Genomic DNA, 17056 nt, shown 5'->3' with positions numbered 1-17056 from the left:
TCGTCTTCCTCCCTGGTTGTGCGCCGCTAAGGCGTCAGTTCCGTCCTGTGGGTGCCGGGCCATGGCTTGCCCGCGAGACAAGTGTCGGCCGGACCAGCCGCGTCAGTGGCGAGTCCGGCCTGTCGCCGATGACGGTCAGCAGCATCTCGCCGATCTCGCGCGCGCACCGGCGGATCGAGGCGTCGAAAGTGGTCAGCCCCGGCGGCGCATAGGCGGAGGCGGCTATGTTGTCGAAGCCGATCACCGAAAGGTCGCGAGGAATGGCAAGTCCGGCGCGCCCCGCCTCTTCCATCACAGTCAGCGCCAGCTCGTCGAACAGCGCGACAATCGCCGTCGGCCGCTCGGTGGCGTGCAGAAGCCGGTTGATTGCCTGGATGCGGGCACCGCGATCGAAACGCGGCGCCGTCGCCACATCGAGCCTGACGGACGGATCGCCCCGGCGGGCGATCGCGGCGGCGAGCCCGTCCTGTCTGAGATGGCGAAATGTCATCGGCTCGGAAATCGTCACCAGGCCGAAATGGCGGTGTCCGAGATCGTAGAGCATGTCGAAGGCCTCGCCGAATGCGTGCGCGCCATCGGTATCGAGCCAATGGTAGGCAAAGTCGCCGTCGAGCAGCCGGCCATGCGCGACGAACGGGAAATTGCGGTGACGCAGATAGGCAAGCCGCTCGTCGACCTCGGCGATGCGGGTGACGACGACCCCATCGGCGCGTCCGGATTCGACGACATGGCGAAGCACGGAAAGTTCCGACTGGCCCTGCGCCGCTGCGGCCAGGATCAGGTCGGAGCCGTGCGAAACCAACCCTTCGCCGAGCCCGGTGACGAATTCGCCGAGGAAGGAATCGACCAGATTGGGGCCGCGGATCGGAAGCACCATGCCGACAAAGCCGCTGCGGCCGGAGACCAGCGTGCGGGCTGCGGTGTTCGGCACATAGCCGGCCTGATGCGCAGCCTCGGTGACACGTTGGCGCGTTTTCAAGGCGATCTGCTCGTGGCCGGCAAGGGCGCGCGAAACGGTCGTGATCGACAGGCCGAGCTGCGCAGCAAGTTCCTTGAGGGTCGTAACGCGGGCCGGCATCGTTCCTCCCGAACGAAGTTTGAAACGTTTGTAATCAGTTCAAGCGAAATTGCAAACGTTTTAAATGGCGCGCGGTCGGTGTTGTTTCTTGCCCGTTGGTTAGCGCGGCCCTATTCGGCCCCGGCCGGCAAGCTCCTGGCCGGAGATTTAAACGCAGCGGTTGCTTGACTCGGGCGACGCCTTGTGAAAAATTTTGCAGCAACTGATAAAAATATCAAAGGGCGGAAATGGTTGGTTTTGGCAACGGCCTGCTGCGCGACGATGAGACCGGAATGGCAGCCCGTGCCGCCTGGCTTCACTATGCCGGCGGCCTGACCCAGTCGGAGGTCGCCAAACGGCTTGGCCTGACCAGTCTCAAGGCGCATCGCCTGATCACCAAGGCCAATCAGGAAGGCCTGGTCAAAGTCTACATCGACGGCGAAGTCTCAGAATGCGTGGAGCTTGAGGATGAGTTGTCCGGCCGGTACGGCCTCGACTACTGCGAGGTGGTTCCGGACTTCGATGCCGAAGACCTGCCGCTCAAGGCGCTCGGCATTGCTGGCGCGCAGTTTCTCAAGCGCGAGATCGAACGCGGCGAAGAGGCGCTGATCGGCGTCGGCCACGGCCGCACGCTTGCCGCCTGCGTGGAATATCTGCCGCGCATATCGGCCGGCAGGATCCGTTTCGTCTCGCTGCTTGGCGGCCTGACGCGCAAGTTCTCGGCCAACCCGCATGACGTCATCCACCGCGTCGCCGAGCGGACTGGTGCGGAGGCCTATGTGATGCCCGTACCGATGTTCGCCAACACGGTCGAGGATCGAACAGTGTTGCTCGGGCAGAAAGGCGTCAGCGATGTCTTCGACCTCGCCAAGTCCGCCGACTTGCTCATCGCCGGCATCGGCACCGCCGAACGTGAGGCCTCGCTTGTCGCCACCGGTATGATCGAGAAGGGCGAGATGGAGGAGATCCGCCGCAACGGCGGTGTCGGCGAACTGCTCGGCCATTTCTTCGACGATGCCGGAAAGGCCGTTGCGACGACGCTTTCCGACCGGGCGCTGGCACTGGCGCGCGAAGACATCAGCAACCGCAGGATTGTCGCCGTCGCCGGCGGCAAGGTGAAGGTTCGCGCCATCAAGTCAGTGCTGGAGGGCCGTTATCTCAAAGGCTTGATAACCGACGAGCGGACGGCGCGATCGCTCGTGGAACAGACGCCGGTCGGGTAGCCGGGAACCATTTCGTTGAAACTACCCTGTGGAGGAGAAGAGAAATGCATGAGAAAGAGAAAGACCTCATCGACGCATTCCTGCGTGGACAAGTCGACCGCCGTGGGCTGATCAAGGGCCTCGGTGCAATGGGCCTTGCCGCCAGCACCGCCGGCACACTGCTCAATTTCGGGCAGACCCGCGCCCTGGCGGCTGATTTCGACTGGCAGGCGCATAAGGGCAAAACCATCAAGCTGTTGCTCAACAAGCATCCTTACGCCGATGCGATGATCGCCAACCTCGACAATTTCAAGAAGCTGACCGGCATGGAAGTCGTCTATGACGTATTCCCGGAAGACGTCTATTTCGACAAGGTTACCGCCGCGCTGTCGGCCAGCTCGCCCGAATACGATGCCTTCATGACCGGCGCCTACATGACCTGGACCTACGGCCCGGCCGGCTGGATCACCGACCTCAACGAATGGATCAAGGATCCGGCCAAGACCAACCCGAAATATGCCTGGGACGACTTCCTGCCAGGCGTCAAGAACTCCTGCGCCTGGAACGGCCAGCCGGGCGGCGCGCTCGGTTCGGCGGACGCCAAGCAATGGTGCATTCCGTGGGGCTTCGAGCAGAACAATATCACCTACAACAAGGGCATGTTCGACAAGGTCGGCGTCAGCGTTCCCGGCAATATGGATGAGATGGTCGCTACGGCGGCGAAGCTCACCAAGGACGTCGGCGGTGGCGTCTACGGCATCGGCGTGCGCGGCTCGCGCTCCTGGGCAACGATCCACCCGGGCTTCCTGTCGGCCTACGCCAATTTCGACCAGAAGGACCTGAACGTCTCGGCTGACGGCAAGCTGTCGGCCGCGATGAACACCGCCGAATCCAAGGCTTTCCACAAGCAGTGGGTCCAGATGATCCAGGAGAGCGGCCCGAAGGACTGGTCGACCTACACCTGGTACCAGGTCGGCACCGATCTCGGTGCAGGTGCTTCGGCGATGATTTACGACGCCGACATCCTTGGCTACTTCATGAATGGCGGCGACAACAAGATGGCCGGCAAGCTCGCCTTTTCGGCATTCAAGGCCAATCCTGCCGCCAAGGCGCCGACGCCCAATATCTGGATCTGGTCGCTGTCGATGTCCAACTTCTCCAAGGACAAGGACGCAACCTGGTACTTCATGCAATGGGCATCCGGACCCGAGCATGCATTGTTCGGTGCGACCAAGATGGACTTCGTCAATCCGGTTCGTCAGTCGGTCTGGAACGACGAGATGTTCCGCGAGAAGCTGAACAAGAGCTATCCGGGTTATGTCGAGATGTTCGACGTCTCGGCGCCGGGCGCCAGCATCAAGTTCACCCCGCAGCCGCTGTTCTTCGATCTCACCACCGAATGGGCGGCGACGCTGCAGAAGATGGTGGCCAAGGAAGTGCCGGTCGACGAGGGCCTCGACAAGCTGGCCGAGAGCATCAACAGCCAGCTCAAGGAAGCCGGGCTCGGCTAAGCCGCGGCCAAGGCTGACCCGTCCGCGGGCCAGCCTTTGAGATGTGATACGTTTGCGACGCGGTCCCGAAAGGTGCCGCCTGCTCGCCCGACCGGCCGCCTTGCTCCCTTGGGCGGCCGGGACGGCGAAGCAACAGGATGACGGAGCAGCCGATGACTGCGGCGACAATACAAAGAAACAGGCCGTCGGGCTTCAGGATCAGCAAGCGGGTGCTGCCCTATCTCCTCAGCCTGCCGGCCCTGCTGGTCTGCATCGGCATCCTGATCCCGTTCCTGACGTCGGTGGTCTATTCGTTCCAGCGCTACCGGTTGAGCCAACCCTGGGCGCGGCAGTTCAACTGGGGCGACAACTATATCTCTTTCTTCACCGATCCGAAGTTCTGGAACACGTTGCAGGTGTCGCTGCTCTACGCCGGCATCACCGTCGTGCTCGAGCTGCTTCTCGGTCTCGGCATCGCCATGCTGCTGCAGAAGCGCTCGACGCTGAACAACTTCATCTCGATCATGCTGCTGATGCCGCTGATGACGGCGCCGGCGCTCGCCGCGCTGATGTGGAAGCTGATGACCAATCCCGGTTTCGGCGTGCTCAGCTATCTCGCCAGCCTGATCGGGTTGCAGGATTTCCGCTGGGCCTCGTCTCCGTCGACGGCGCTGCTCACCGTCGTGCTCGTCGACATTTGGGTCTACACGCCCTTCATCATGATCCTGCTGCTTGCAGGCCTGCGCAGCCTGCCGACGCAGCCCTTCGAGGCGGCAGCACTCGACGGCGTGCCACGCAGCTTCGTCTTCTTCCGCATCACACTGCCGATGCTGACCCCCTACATCCTGACGGCGACCCTGTTCCGCCTGCTTGATTCCATCCAGCAGTTCGACATCATCTACGCCATGACGCAGGGCGGTCCGGGCGACACGCTGACCGTGTTCCAGGTCGAGGCCTATCTCAATTTCTTCCAGTCGACCAATGTCGGCCGCTCGGCGGCACTGATGATCATCCTGTGGGCGATCACCTATTTCCTCTCGAACATTTTCATCAAGAACTGGCTGCGGCTGCGCGAACGCGCCCGCGGCCAGGCATAGGAGGCTGGCGTGGAACACACCTCGCTTCTCGAACGCATCCTGCGCGGCATTGCCCTGGCGCTGGTCGTGATCTTCTTCATGTTCCCGATCGTCTGGATCCTGATGATGTCGTTCCAGACCAACGAGACAATCCTGCGGATTCCGCCGCAGCTTGTCTTCGAGCCGACGCTCGCCAACTACACTGCCTTGATCACCGGCAAGCTGATGACGGCGGCCGGCACGCTCGATATCGCCTTCATGCGCAACCTCTGGAATTCCGTCTTCCTGTCGGTCACCTCGGTTGCCGTCGCGTTGCTGCTCGGCGTTCCGGCGGCCTACGCCTTTGCGCGGCACAAATTCCGCGGCTCGGAGGACATTGCCTTTACGCTGCTGTCGTTCCGGTTTGCGCCGGCGCTGCTGGTGCTCCTGCCGCTCACCCTCTATTTCCAGAAGCTCGGGCTGGCCAACACCTATATCGGGCTGATCTGGGTCTATCAGCTGATCTGCCTGCCGTTGATCCTGTGGATCGTGCGCGGCTATTTCGAGGACATTCCCGCCGACATCGAATACGCCTACCGCATTGCCGGACATTCCTGGTTTGCCACCTTCCGCAAGATCGCGCTGCCGCTCGCCGGCCCAGGCATTGCCGCTGCCGGTCTGCTCGCCTTCATCTTTGCCTGGAACAATTTCGTTTTTGCGCTGGTGCTCGCCTCGGCCGACAAGCAGCCGGTGACGGTCGGCGCGCTCGCCTTCATCACCTCCTCGGGCATCCAGTACGGCCAGATCTCGGCGGCGATCGTGCTGTCGATCACGCCAACGCTGGCGCTCGCGCTCTATGCGCAACGCTATCTCGTCGAAGGCCTGTCGCTTGGCGCGGTGAAAGGATAGTCCGATGGCAAGCCTCGAACTGCGAAACATCGTCAAGCGCTATAAAAGCCAGACTGTTCTCGACAATCTGTCGCTGACCGTCGCCGACGGCGAAACGCTGGTCCTGTTCGGGCCGTCCGGCGCCGGCAAGACCGTGCTGCTGCGGCTGGTGGCCGGCGTCATCGACCCCGACGAGGGAAAGATACTCATCGGCGGCGAGGACATGACCGATCTCGACGCCGAGTTCCGCGGCGTCGGCATGGCATTTCAGAACTTCGCGCTGTTCCCGCATATGACGGCGTTCGATAACATTGCGACGCCGCTGCAGGCGAAGCACTCATCGCAAGGCACGATAAAGACCGGCGTCGAGAGCGTCGCCAAGCTGTTGAAAATCGGCCATGTGCTCAGCCACAAGCCACGGGCGCTGTCCAACGGCCAGAAGCAACGCACCGCACTTGCCCGCGCCCTGGTCGGCTCGCCGCCGCTGCTGCTGCTCGATGATCCCTTGCGCAACGTCGATGCCAAATTGCGCTTCGAAATGCGGCTGGAATTGCCAAGACTGCTGGCGGATCGTGGCGCGACCGTCATCTATGTCACCCAGGACTACAAGGAAGCGATGGCGCTCGGCGACCGCATCGCGGTGATGTCGCAGGGCGTCGTCAAACAGCTCGGCACGCCCGAGCAGATCTATCGCGAGCCGGCCAACGTCGAGATTGCCCGGCTGTTCGGCGACCCGACCATCAACCTTCTGGACGTCAAGCCGGCGCGGGACGCCAAGGGCATCTATGTCGGCCTGTCCAACGTCCAGGTCCATCTTGCCGGCGCGCATGAGGCGGCGGTCGGCCGCGACTGCGTGATCGGGCTGCGGCCGGAGGCGCTGGCGTTTGTCGATGAACGCACGCCCGGCGCCATCCCGGTGACGGTCGAGGCCGAGACGCCGCTCAACGAGAAGATCGTCACGCTGGTGCGCACCGTGCGCGGCCGTGAAATCCTGGTTTCGCGTCCGTCCGGGACACCGGGCCAATCCGAGGGCAAGGTCTACATCGCCGTCGACAGCAAAAGCGCCCTGCTGTTCGATCGCACAAGCGGCGAGCGCATCGGCTCGAAAAACGTCGTCAATTTGCGCAGTGGAGAAGCGGCATGAGCCCGAGCGCAATCACCGTTTCGGGCGTCGACAAGTTCTACGGCCCGATTGATCGCGGCGTGCACGCCGTCAAGAACCTGACGATGGAAATCGCCAAGGGCGAGATCGTGGCGCTGCTCGGCTCGTCCGGCTGCGGCAAGACGTCGACGTTGCGCATGATCGCAGGCTTCGAAGAGGTCTCGCGCGGTAGCATCTCGGTTGCCGGCCGCAAAGTGCACATGCTGCCTCCGGTCAAGCGCAACGTCGCGATGGCCTTCGAGGGCTATTCGCTCTATCCGCCGCTGACCGTGCGCGAGAACATGGCCTTCGCCCTCAAGGCTGCCAGGCTGGCGAAGAGTGCGGTCGATGCAAAGGTTGCCAATATCGCCAAGTTGCTTGAGATCGAGGACATTCTCGAGCGCTATCCGAGCTCGATCTCCGGTGGCCAGCAGCAGCGCGCCAGCCTCGGCCGGGCGCTGATCCGCGAGGCCGACCTGCATCTGCTGGACGAGCCGATGGGCCAGCTCGAGCCGCAGCTTCGCGCCGTGCTGCGCGGCCGCATCAAGCATTTCATCAAGGAGCGCGGCCTGACCGCGATCCTGGTCACCCACGACCAGACCGAGGCCAATGCGCTGGCCGACCGCATCGCCGTCATGGAGGGCGGCGTGCTGCAGCAGTTCGATACGCCTGACAGGCTCAAGGAGCGGCCGGCAAACCTGTTCACCGGCACCTTCGTTGGCGAGCCGCCGATGAATGTCTTCGAGGCCTATGTCGGCACGGCTGCCGGCAAGATCAGTCTCAAGCTGCCCGACGGGCTTTCGCTCGACTACGACAAGGATGCGTTCAGCGGCCCGGTTCGCGACGAATTGCTCAACCGGCAGCGCGTCGTCATCGGCGTCAGGCCCTATGCGGTCCGCCGCTCGAAGGATGGTGTGCCGGCGACGGTTTCGGCCAATCAATGGCTCGGCGACCAGACCCATATCGCCGCCGATTTCGCCGGCGGTTCGCTGGTCCTGGTCGAACATGACCGAACCCGCTTGGAGCTTGGCGCGCCGATCAAGATCAGCATCGATCCGAAAAACCTTCACGTCTTCGATCAGGCGAGCGGCAATGCCATTTCGCACGGCACGGAGCTTGCTTGATGCAGGATGTGCTGATCGGCATCGACGCCGGCACGTCTGTCATAAAATCCGTCGCCTTCGACACGGCGGGCAGGCAGATCGCGTCCGCCGCGCTGCCCAATAAATACGAGACACTGCCGGGCGGCGGCGCCGAGCAGGACCTGACACGCACCTGGGCCGATACCGCGACGACCTTGCGCGAGCTTGCCGATAAGGTGCCGGATCTCGCCAGCCGGACCATTGCCATCGCCGTGACCGGGCAGGGCGACGGTACCTGGCTGATCGACAAGGATGGCGAGCCGGTTGCCAAGGGCTGGCTGTGGCTCGACGCGCGCGCTGCCGCGGTCGTCGAGGAGATCCGCGCGCGGCCGGAGGACCGGCTGCGCTTCGAAAAGACCGGCAGCGGGCTCGCTGCCTGCCAGCAGGGATCGCAGTTCGTGTTCATGAAGCGCCACATGCCCGCGATGCTTGCCAATGCAGCGACGGCGTTCCACTGCAAGGACTGGCTCTATTTCAAGTTGACCGGCCACCGCGCCACCGACCCGTCCGAGGGCACCTTCACCTTCGGCGACTTCCGCACGCGCGGCTATTGCGATGATGTGCTCGAGGTACTCGGCGTCACCGATCTCCGGCATCTGTTGCCGCCCATCGTCGATGGCACCAGGCAAAGCACCTCGCTGTCGGTGGCAGCAGCCGATGCGACTGGCCTGCTCGCCGGCACACCGGTCGTTCTGGCCTATGTCGATGTCGCCTGCACGGCGCTCGGCGCCGGCCTGTTCGATCGCGAACGCAAGCCGGGATGCTCGATCATCGGCTCCACCGGAATGCATATGCGGCTTGCCGAAACGCCGGACGAGGTTCTGCTCAACGAGGCTGCAACCGGCTACACGATGACGATGCCGGCACCCGGCGTCTTTGCGCAGATGCAGTCGAACATGGCGGCAACGCTCAATATCGACTGGGTCCTTGGCCTCGCCTCCGGCATTCTCGCCTCGCAAGGTATTACGCGGACCAATGGCGAGATGATCGCGCTGGTCGACCAGTGGATATCGTCGTCCGAGCCAGGCTCGCTGCTCTACCAGCCCTATGTCTCGGAGGCCGGCGAGCGCGGGCCGTTCGTCGATGCCAATGCCAGGGCCGGCTTCATCGGCATTTCGTCCAGGCACGGCTATGCCGACATGGTCCGCGCGGTGTTCGAGGGGCTGGCTTTCGCGGCACGCGATTGCTACGCCGCCATGGGGCCACTGCCCAAGGAAATCCGCCTGACCGGCGGAGCGGCCAGGAGCCCGGCTCTGCGCAAGATCCTGGGTGCTGCGGTCGGAGCCGACATTCGCACCAGCGAACGCGAGGAGGCCGGTGCTGCGGGCGCCGCAATGATTGCTGCGGTCTGCGTCGGCCAATACGCATCGATGGACGATTGCGTCAGCGAATGGGTCACGCCTTTGCTCCGTACGGCCGAACCCAGCGATCGGAAACTTGCCGCTGCCTATGAGGCGATGGCTCCGTCCTACACATTGGCGCATGAGGCGCTGCGGCCGGTCTGGCGCTCGATGGCCGCGTCCAGGCAAACCGACGTGAATTGAGAAGAGCATGCCCAAGAAAATTGCGATCATCGGCGACCGCTTCATGCTTCCGGAAGTGTTTCGCGAGAAAATCGAGGCGGCCTGCGGCGACAATCTCGACATCCGCAGCATTGAGACCGCTTGGCCCGACGAGCCGATGCAATTCGGCAATGCCGCGCTTGGTCTGGACAAGGTCAAGGAGTATTTCGGCGATCCCGACGAGGTGGTGGATTTCATCGGCGACGCCGAAATCTTCGTCACCCAGCTTGCGCCGCTCTCCGAAAGCATGATGCAGCGCCTGCCCACGCTCAAGCTGGTTGCGGTCTCGCGCGGCGGACCGATCAACATCGACATGGCCGCCGCCAAGGCCCACGGCATTACCGTTGTCAATGTGCCCGGCCGCAATGCCAGCGCCGTAGCCGAGTTCACCATCGGCGCCATTCTCGCCGAAACGCGGCTGATCCGCGTCGGCCACGAAGCCTTGCGCAAGGGCGAGTGGCGCGGCGATCTCTACCGCGCCGACCGTACCGGCCGCGAGCTCAACGAAATGACCGTCGGCGTCATCGGCTACGGCAATATCGGCACCAGGCTGGTACGGCTGCTGCGCGCCTTCGGCTGCCGCATCCTGGTCTGCGATCCCTATGTGCAATTGAACGCCGAGGACCGCAATGCCGGGGTCGAACTGGTTGCGCTGGACGATCTCCTATCGCGCTCCGATGTGGTCACGCTGCATTCCCGGGTCACCGAGGAGACGCGCGGCCTGATCGGCAAGGACGCCATCGCCCGGATGAAGCCCGGCGTGATCTTCGTCAATACCGCGCGCGGACCGCTGGTCGACTACGATGCGCTCTACGAGGCGCTCGTCTCGGGACACATCGGCAGTGCTATGCTGGAGACGTTCGCCGTCGAGCCAGTGCCTGCCGACTGGCCGCTGTTGCAACTGCCGAACGTGACGCTGACGCCGCATATCGCCGGCGCGTCGGTACGCACCGTGACCTACGCGGCCGAGCAGGCGGCCGAGGAAGTGCGCCGCTTCATCGCCGGTCTGCCTCCGGTCAATCCATGCTGACGACAGGGCATAGAGCGAGATGAGCGGTGAAACCGAAATCGTCGACCTCTTCGTCATCGGCGGCGGCGTCAATGGCGCCGGTATCGCGCGCGATGCGGCAGGCCGGGGGCTGTCGGTCATTCTTTGCGAAAAAGACGATCTCGCCGAGGGCACCAGTTCGCGATCGGGAAAGCTCGTTCATGGCGGTTTGCGCTATCTCGAATATTACGAGTTCCGCTTGGTGCGGGAGGCGCTGATCGAACGCGAGGTGCTGCTCGAATCCGCGCCGCACATCATCTGGCCGATGCGCTTCGTGCTGCCGCACAGCCCCGATGACCGGCCGGCCTGGCTGGTCCGGCTCGGCCTGTTCCTCTACGACCATCTTGGCGGCCGCAAGCGGCTGCCGGCCACGCGTACGCTCGACCTGCGCACCGCGCCCGAAGGCGCGCCGATCAAGGACGCCTTCAAGCGCGGCTTCGAATATTCTGACTGCTGGGTCGATGACGCTCGCCTGGTCGTCATCGACGCGCTCGACGCCGCTGAGCGCGGAGCCAGGATATTCACCCGCACCGCCTGCATAGCCGCCCGTCGCGAAAACGGCCTGTGGTCGATCGAGATGCGCGACGGTCGAACCGGCGTCAGGACCACAGTCCGGGCACGGGCGCTGATCAACGCCGCCGGACCCTGGGTCGACGACGTCATCAACCGCGTCGCCGGCCAGAATTCCAGGCGCAACGTGCGCCTGGTCAAGGGCAGCCACATCGTCGTGCCAAAATTCTGGGAAGGGCGGCAGGCCTATCTCGTTCAGAACAGCGACAAGCGGGTGATCTTCATCAATCCCTATCAGAACGATCTGGCGCTGATCGGCACCACTGACATTCCCTATGACGGGCGGCCGGAGGACGTGACCGCCGATGCGAGCGAGATCGATTACCTGATCAAGGCAGTCAATCGCTACTTCAAGCGCCAGCTCGCACGAAGCGACGTCGTCTACTCGTTTTCCGGCGTCAGGCCGCTCTATGACGACAATGCCGACAATCCGAGCGCGGTGACCCGCGATTACATATTCGAACTCGACGCACCGGCTGGGCAGGCGCCGCTGCTTTCGGTCTTCGGCGGCAAGATCACCACCTTCCGCAAATTGGCCGAGCACGCGCTCGACCGTATCGCCCCGTTCTTTCCGAAAATGGGCAAGCCGTGGACCTCGAAAGGGCACCTGCCGGGCGGCGATATCGCCAATGCCGATTTCGAGCAGTTTCTGGGCGACCTCGGCCATGAATTTCCCTGGATGCCGGCATCGCTGGTCAAGCATTACGGCAGGCTCTACGGCACAAGGACGCGCGATCTGGTCGGCGCGGCCACCTCGCTCGCCGAACTGGGCCGGCGCTTCGGCAAGGATTTTTTCGAGCGCGAAGCCAATTACCTGTTCGAGCATGAATGGGCCGAGACCGCCGCCGATATTCTCGAAAGGCGCACCAAGCACGGCCTGCATCTGTCCGCCGCGGAAAGAACCGCCTTCGAGGACTGGTGCTCGAGCCGGCTGGCAAAGGCCGGCTGATGGCCTTTACGCTTTCGCTCAACACCAATCCGCTGGTCAACCGCTTTGCGGAGCCGGACGACCTGATCGACGCGATCGCCTATCAGATCGGTATCAGGGACGTCCAACTCACCCATGAATTCGTCAATCCCGGCTGGCCGGCGGCGACGATCGCCAAATTCGTCCGCCTGTTCCGCTCCGCGCTCAACCGCACCGGTGTGCGCGTGACCTCCGCGATGACCGGCCCTTACGGCCGGCTCAATCATTTCGGCCATCCCGATGCCGACGTGCGGCGCTACTACGTCGACTGGTTCAAGACCTTTTCAGAAGTTTCGGCCGAGCTCGGCGCCGCGGGCATGGGCACGCAATTCGCGATCTTCACCCACCGGGATTACGACAATCCTGAACGTCGCGCGCGGCTTTTCGACATCGCGCTGGAATGCTGGCGCGAGGTCGCCGAGCATGCCAAAGCAGCCGGCTTGACCTACCTGTTCTGGGAGCCGATGTCGGTCGGCCGCGAATTCGGCCATACGATCGAAAGCTGCCGGGCACTGCAGCGCGAGATCGAAGCGGCCGGCATGGCCGTCCCGCTCAAGATGATGGTCGACATCGACCATGGCGACGTGACCTCGAGCAATCCGGCGGACACCGACCCTTATGCCTGGGCCGAAGCCTTTCCCAGGCAATCGCCGATCATCCACGTCAAGCAGTCGTCGATGAACAAGGGCGGCCATTGGCCGTTCACTGCGACCTACAACAACGACGGCCGTATCACGCCGGAAAAGCTCCTTCAGACAGTGCGTCGCGGCGGCGGCGTCGACAACGAGATCTGCCTGGAATTGTCGTTCCGCGAGCGCGAGCCCGTCGACCACGAGGTCATCGCCATGATCCGCGAGTCGGTCGACTACTGGGCACCATTTATCGAGACCGGCAGGGCCGATCTCTTGCCGCGAGCATGATCGGATGAGCAGGAGCTGAGGCAGCTCCTGCTCAGAACCGGAATACGTCAGCCAAATTTCGGATCGAGGCTTCCGGACTTGTAGCGCTTGGCCATTTCCGACAGCGGCAGCGGCTTGATCTTCGGTGCGTTGCCGGCGGTGCCGAACTGCTCGAAGCGCTCCTTGCACAGCTTCCGCATCGCGGCCATTGCCGGCGTCAGATATTTGCGCGGATCGAATTCGCTCGGGTTCTCGGTCAGCACCTTGCGGATTGCGCCGGTCAGCGCCATGCGGTTGTCGGTATCGATATTGATCTTGCGCACCCCGTGCTTGATGCCGCGCTGGATCTCTTCGACCGGCACGCCCCATGTCGGCTTCATCTGGCCGCCATATTTGTTGATGATCTCCTGCAACTCCTCTGGCACCGAGGACGAGCCGTGCATGACGAGATGCATGCTCGGCAGACGGCGGTGGATTTCCTCGATGACGTTCATGGCCAGCACAGCGCCGTCCGGCTTGCGGCTGAACTTGTAGGCGCCGTGGCTGGTGCCCATGGCGACGGCCAGCGCATCGACACGGGTGTCGCGCACGAATTGTTCGGCCTGCACCGGGTCGGTCAGCAGCTGGTCGTGGCTGATGACGCCCTCGACGCCATGGCCGTCTTCCTGCTCGCCGCCGCCCATCTCAAGCGATCCAAGGACGCCGATCTCGCCTTCCACCGAGACGCCGCCCCAATGCGCCATGTCGACGACGCGGCGGGTGATGCCGGAATTATAGGCGTAGTCGGCCGGCGTCTTGCCGTCTTCCCTCAGCGATCCGTCCATCATCACGGAGGTGAAGCCGTGCTGGATCGCGGTGACGCAGGTCGCTTCGTTGTTGCCATGGTCGAGATGCATGCAGACCGGGATATCGGGATGGATTTCGACCAGCGCGTCGATCAGCTTGGCCAGCACCACATCGTTGGCGTAGGCTCGCGCGCCGCGGCTCGCCTGCAGGATAACCGGCGATTTGGTCTCCTCGGCTGCCTCCATGATGGCGAGGCCCTGTTCCATATTGTTCATGTTGAAGGCAGGCACGCCGTAGCCGTATTCGGCGGCATGATCGAGCAATTGTCTCAGTGTGATGCGAGCCACTCAGTAGTCTCCCGTATCCGGTTTCGAGCCAGTGTTTGCGGGCCGTTCGGTTGTCGTCGAGCCCCTGATGCTTCTGGCCGGATTTCCGCGGCACCGCAACCGCTGGGCGCTCGGCCGGCAGCAATTCTTGTTACAGGACGCGAGCAGAAGCGTCATGATATCCCATGGAGATATAACATTATCACAAAAAATTTGGTGGCTTGTGCGACGTTTGCTGTTATATCTCGGAACCGGATTGCACGAGGAAGCCGCGGAAATGAAGAGCGACGGCCGTCGGCAAGGCATCATGGATTTTCTGATGGACATCGGCACCGCCAGTGTCGACGATCTTGCCTCACGCTTCGGCGTGTCAAAGATGACTGTCCACCGCGACCTCGACGAGCTCGAGGAAAGCGGCTTCCTGCGCAAGGTGCGCGGCGGCGCCTCGATCCAGCCGAGCAGCCTTTTCGAGAGCGATTTCCGCTACCGCCAGCGGCTGGCCGGCGACGAAAAGAAGCGCATCGCCGCCGCTGCCGTGACGATGATCGAACCGGGTCAGACGGTGATCATCGACGACGGCTCAACCGCGGGCGGCGTTGCTCGGCATCTTGCCGATCTGCGTCCGCTGACGGTGATCTCGAACAATCTGGCTGTCATCCAGGATTTGGCGGGCGTTGCCGGCATCAACCTGATTGCGCTCGGCGGCCAATACAACAAGAAGTTTCACGGCTTCTTCGGCCTGCTCGCCGAGGACACGCTGAAATCATTGCGCGCCGATGTCGCGTTCCTGTCGTCATCGGCCATCCATGGTGCCTCTGCCTTTCACCAGGATCAGGAAGTGGTCCAGACCAAACGGCTGATGATGGCCGCAGCAGCGCGCAAATATCTGCTGGTCGATCATGGGAAATTCGGCCGCACTGCCTTGCACTTCCTGACAGATCTCAAGGCCTTTGACACGGTCTTCACCGGCCGCGAGCCGCAGCCGCAGATGCGCGCCGCGCTGGATGGTGCCGGCGTTTCGCTGACAGTGATCGCAGAATAGGAGGGCACGCATGGTTTATTGGGTCGGCACCAGCTGGAAAATGAACAAGACGCTCGCCGAGGCGATGGCTTTCGCCGAGGCGCTGGCGGAGTTCGTCCCCGGTTTCGACGAGCGCATCCAGCCTTTCGTCATCCCGCCCTTCACGGCGATCCGCGAGGTCAAGAAAGCGCTGTCGCCGACGCGCATCAAGGTCGGCGCGCAGAACATGCATTGGACCGACGCCGGCGCCTGGACCGGCGAGATCTCGCCGGTCATGCTGAAAGACTGCGGGCTCGACATGGTCGAGCTCGGCCACAGCGAACGGCGCGAGCATTTCGGCGAGACCGACAAGGCTGTCGGGCTGAAGACTGCGGCGGCGGTGAAGCACGGTCTCGTGCCACTCATCTGCGTCGGCGAGACCTTGGCTCAACGCGACAGCGGGCAGGCCGCTGCGGTGCTGGCCTTGCAGGTGCACGGCGCGCTGCAGTTTCTCGAAGGCGCGGCGAAGGCGGCGACGATCCTGTTTGCCTATGAGCCCGTCTGGGCGATCGGCGACAAGGGCGTGCCGGCCAGTTCGGACTATGCCGACAGGCAGCAGGCGCTAATCAAGAAAATCGCACGCGACCTGCTGCCGATGGTGCCGCCGGTGCTTTATGGCGGCAGCGTCAATCCGCAAAATGCCGCCGAACTGGTCGGCCAGCCCAACATCGACGGCTTGTTCATCGGCCGCTCGGCCTGGCAGGCGGACGGCTATGTCGACATCCTCAAGCGCGCCTCGGCGGCGATCTGAATCATCAAACAGGAAGGAAACGGAACATGAAAATTGCCATTGGAGCTGATAGCGCCGGCAAGCCGCTGCTCGACGTCATTGCCGCTCACCTCGCTACCAAGCCCGGCCTCACGGTTAGCGACCTCAGCCAGTCGGGCTACTATGCCGACCTGTCACAGAAGCTCGCGCAGACCATCCTGGACGGCGAAAACGATCGCGGCATCCTGTTTTGCGGCACCGGCATCGGCGTATCCATATCCGCCAACAAGGTGCCCGGCATTCGCGCCGCACTCACCCACGACACCTATTCGGCAGAGCGCGCCGCGAAATCCAACAACGCCCAGATCATCACCATGGGCGCGCGCGTCATCGGCCCGGAACTGGCCAAGTCGATCGTCGACGCCTGGCTCGCATCGGAATTCGATGAGAAGGGACCATCGGCCGGCAATGTCCAGGCCATCGACAGGCTCGACGCGGCGAAGCGGGGCTAAGCCAGACTGTTCCGCATCGCCCTGATGATCGTCACGGCCGACGCGGCGCCGGGGTCCATATGCCCGAGCGAGCGCTCGCCGAGCCGCGATGAGCGGCCCTTGGCGGCGATCATGTCCTTGGTCGCCTCGGCACCTCGTTCGGCCGCTGCAAGTGCAGCCTCCAGGCTCTCGGACAGGCTCTTGCCGGCTTCCTGCGCGGCACCCGCTGCTTGCGCCGCCGGCAGCCAGGCGTCGACCATGGTCTTTTCGCCGAGCTCGGCCTTGCCGCGATCCTGGATGCCTTGCGCCATCGCCCGGAGCATGGCGATGATGTCAGCGTCCTCCAGAATTGCCTTGCCTTTGACGGCGGCGGCACCGCGCATGAAGGCGGTCGCATAGAGCGGGCCTGACGAGGCGCCGACCGCGTTGAGGAAGGATTTCGCCGCAGTGTTGAGCAGCGCCGTCGGCTCGGTCGCCGCGAGGTCGAGTTGCGCTAGTGCATCGCGCGCAGCACTGAAGCCTAGTGCCATGGCGATGCCATGGTCGGCGTCGCCGATTACGCCGTCGAGTTGGCAGAGCCTGTCCTTGTCGGCGTCGATCGCCGCCGCGATCTCATCGAACATTCTTTTCAAGCCGACTGAATCGATCGAGGTCATGATGCTT

At 63.3% G+C, this 17056-nt stretch carries 16 protein-coding genes; 13 read left to right on the top strand and 3 right to left on the bottom strand.

Annotated features, from left to right (window positions below):
• Window positions 1-34 precede the first annotated feature (34 nt).
• Complete coding sequence (locus NKI67_RS13885) at window positions 35-1078, bottom strand: LacI family DNA-binding transcriptional regulator (protein ID WP_023676029.1); 1044 nt, start codon at window positions 1076-1078, stop codon at window positions 35-37.
• A gap of 227 nt (window positions 1079-1305) precedes the next feature.
• On the opposite strand from NKI67_RS13885, the gene NKI67_RS13880 reads away from it, so the two are divergent.
• From NKI67_RS13880 to NKI67_RS13835, 10 genes are all read left to right on the top strand, one after another.
• The gene (locus NKI67_RS13880) at window positions 1306-2280 is read left to right on the top strand and encodes a sugar-binding transcriptional regulator (protein WP_023676028.1); all 975 of its coding nucleotides are present in this window, start codon (window positions 1306-1308) and stop codon (window positions 2278-2280) included.
• 44 nt (window positions 2281-2324) lie between these two features.
• Window positions 2325-3770 (top strand): ABC transporter substrate-binding protein, encoded by a 1446-nt coding sequence (locus NKI67_RS13875; RefSeq protein WP_023676027.1) that lies wholly within the window; start codon window positions 2325-2327, stop codon window positions 3768-3770.
• A gap of 152 nt (window positions 3771-3922) precedes the next feature.
• Complete coding sequence (locus NKI67_RS13870) at window positions 3923-4846, top strand: carbohydrate ABC transporter permease (protein WP_023676026.1); 924 nt, start codon at window positions 3923-3925, stop codon at window positions 4844-4846.
• A gap of 9 nt (window positions 4847-4855) precedes the next feature.
• Window positions 4856-5713 carry a carbohydrate ABC transporter permease gene (locus NKI67_RS13865; protein ID WP_023676025.1) on the top strand — a complete coding sequence of 286 codons (858 nt, stop codon included), beginning with the start codon at window positions 4856-4858 and terminating at the stop codon, window positions 5711-5713.
• Between the two features lie 4 nt (window positions 5714-5717).
• Window positions 5718-6836: an ABC transporter ATP-binding protein gene (locus tag NKI67_RS13860; protein WP_023676024.1), complete on the top strand. Its 1119-nt coding sequence runs from the start codon at window positions 5718-5720 to the stop codon at window positions 6834-6836.
• Window positions 6833-7957 carry an ABC transporter ATP-binding protein gene (locus NKI67_RS13855; RefSeq protein WP_023676023.1) on the top strand — a complete coding sequence of 375 codons (1125 nt, stop codon included), beginning with the start codon at window positions 6833-6835 and terminating at the stop codon, window positions 7955-7957. Before NKI67_RS13860 ends, NKI67_RS13855 begins: the two co-directional genes overlap by 4 nt.
• Complete coding sequence (locus NKI67_RS13850; protein ID WP_023676022.1) at window positions 7957-9519, top strand: FGGY-family carbohydrate kinase; 1563 nt, start codon at window positions 7957-7959, stop codon at window positions 9517-9519. Before NKI67_RS13855 ends, NKI67_RS13850 begins: the two co-directional genes overlap by 1 nt.
• 7 nt (window positions 9520-9526) lie before the next feature.
• Window positions 9527-10567, top strand: a complete 1041-nt coding sequence (locus tag NKI67_RS13845) for a 2-hydroxyacid dehydrogenase (protein WP_023676021.1) — start codon at window positions 9527-9529, stop codon at window positions 10565-10567.
• Window positions 10568-10586: 19 nt separating this feature from the next.
• Window positions 10587-12104 carry a glycerol-3-phosphate dehydrogenase gene (locus NKI67_RS13840; protein WP_023676020.1) on the top strand — a complete coding sequence of 506 codons (1518 nt, stop codon included), beginning with the start codon at window positions 10587-10589 and terminating at the stop codon, window positions 12102-12104.
• Entirely contained in the window at window positions 12104-13042 is a 939-nt protein-coding gene (locus NKI67_RS13835) for a sugar phosphate isomerase/epimerase family protein (RefSeq protein WP_023676019.1), read from the top strand. The genes NKI67_RS13840 and NKI67_RS13835 overlap by 1 nt, the downstream gene beginning before the upstream one ends.
• A 47-nt stretch (window positions 13043-13089) precedes the next feature.
• Here NKI67_RS13835 and fba read toward each other — a convergent pair whose 3' ends face one another.
• Window positions 13090-14154, bottom strand: coding sequence for a class II fructose-bisphosphate aldolase (gene fba / locus NKI67_RS13830; RefSeq protein WP_023676018.1), 1065 nt, complete (start codon window positions 14152-14154; stop codon window positions 13090-13092).
• A gap of 256 nt (window positions 14155-14410) precedes the next feature.
• On the opposite strand from fba, the gene NKI67_RS13825 reads away from it, so the two are divergent.
• Genes NKI67_RS13825 through derI form a run of 3 tightly spaced genes read left to right on the top strand, consistent with a single transcriptional unit; the run spans window position 14411 to window position 16414 of the window.
• Window positions 14411-15175: a DeoR/GlpR family DNA-binding transcription regulator gene (locus NKI67_RS13825; RefSeq protein WP_023676017.1), complete on the top strand. Its 765-nt coding sequence runs from the start codon at window positions 14411-14413 to the stop codon at window positions 15173-15175.
• A gap of 10 nt (window positions 15176-15185) precedes the next feature.
• Window positions 15186-15944: a triose-phosphate isomerase gene (locus tag NKI67_RS13820; protein ID WP_023676016.1), complete on the top strand. Its 759-nt coding sequence runs from the start codon at window positions 15186-15188 to the stop codon at window positions 15942-15944.
• Between the two features lie 26 nt (window positions 15945-15970).
• Window positions 15971-16414 (top strand): D-erythrulose-4-phosphate isomerase, encoded by a 444-nt coding sequence (gene derI / locus NKI67_RS13815; protein WP_023676015.1) that lies wholly within the window; start codon window positions 15971-15973, stop codon window positions 16412-16414.
• On the opposite strand, the gene dhaL is transcribed toward derI, so the two are convergent.
• Window positions 16411-17049, bottom strand: a complete 639-nt coding sequence (gene dhaL / locus NKI67_RS13810; protein ID WP_023676014.1) for a dihydroxyacetone kinase subunit DhaL — start codon at window positions 17047-17049, stop codon at window positions 16411-16413. The genes derI and dhaL overlap by 4 nt on opposite strands.
• Between the last annotated feature and the right edge of the window lie 7 nt (window positions 17050-17056).

The sequence above is a fragment of the Mesorhizobium sp. M0408 genome (genome assembly GCF_040321495.1).
Lineage (GTDB): Bacteria > Pseudomonadota > Alphaproteobacteria > Rhizobiales > Rhizobiaceae > Mesorhizobium.
Note: the sequence above shows the minus strand (reverse complement) of the source record. Positions and strands in the feature narration are given on the sequence as shown.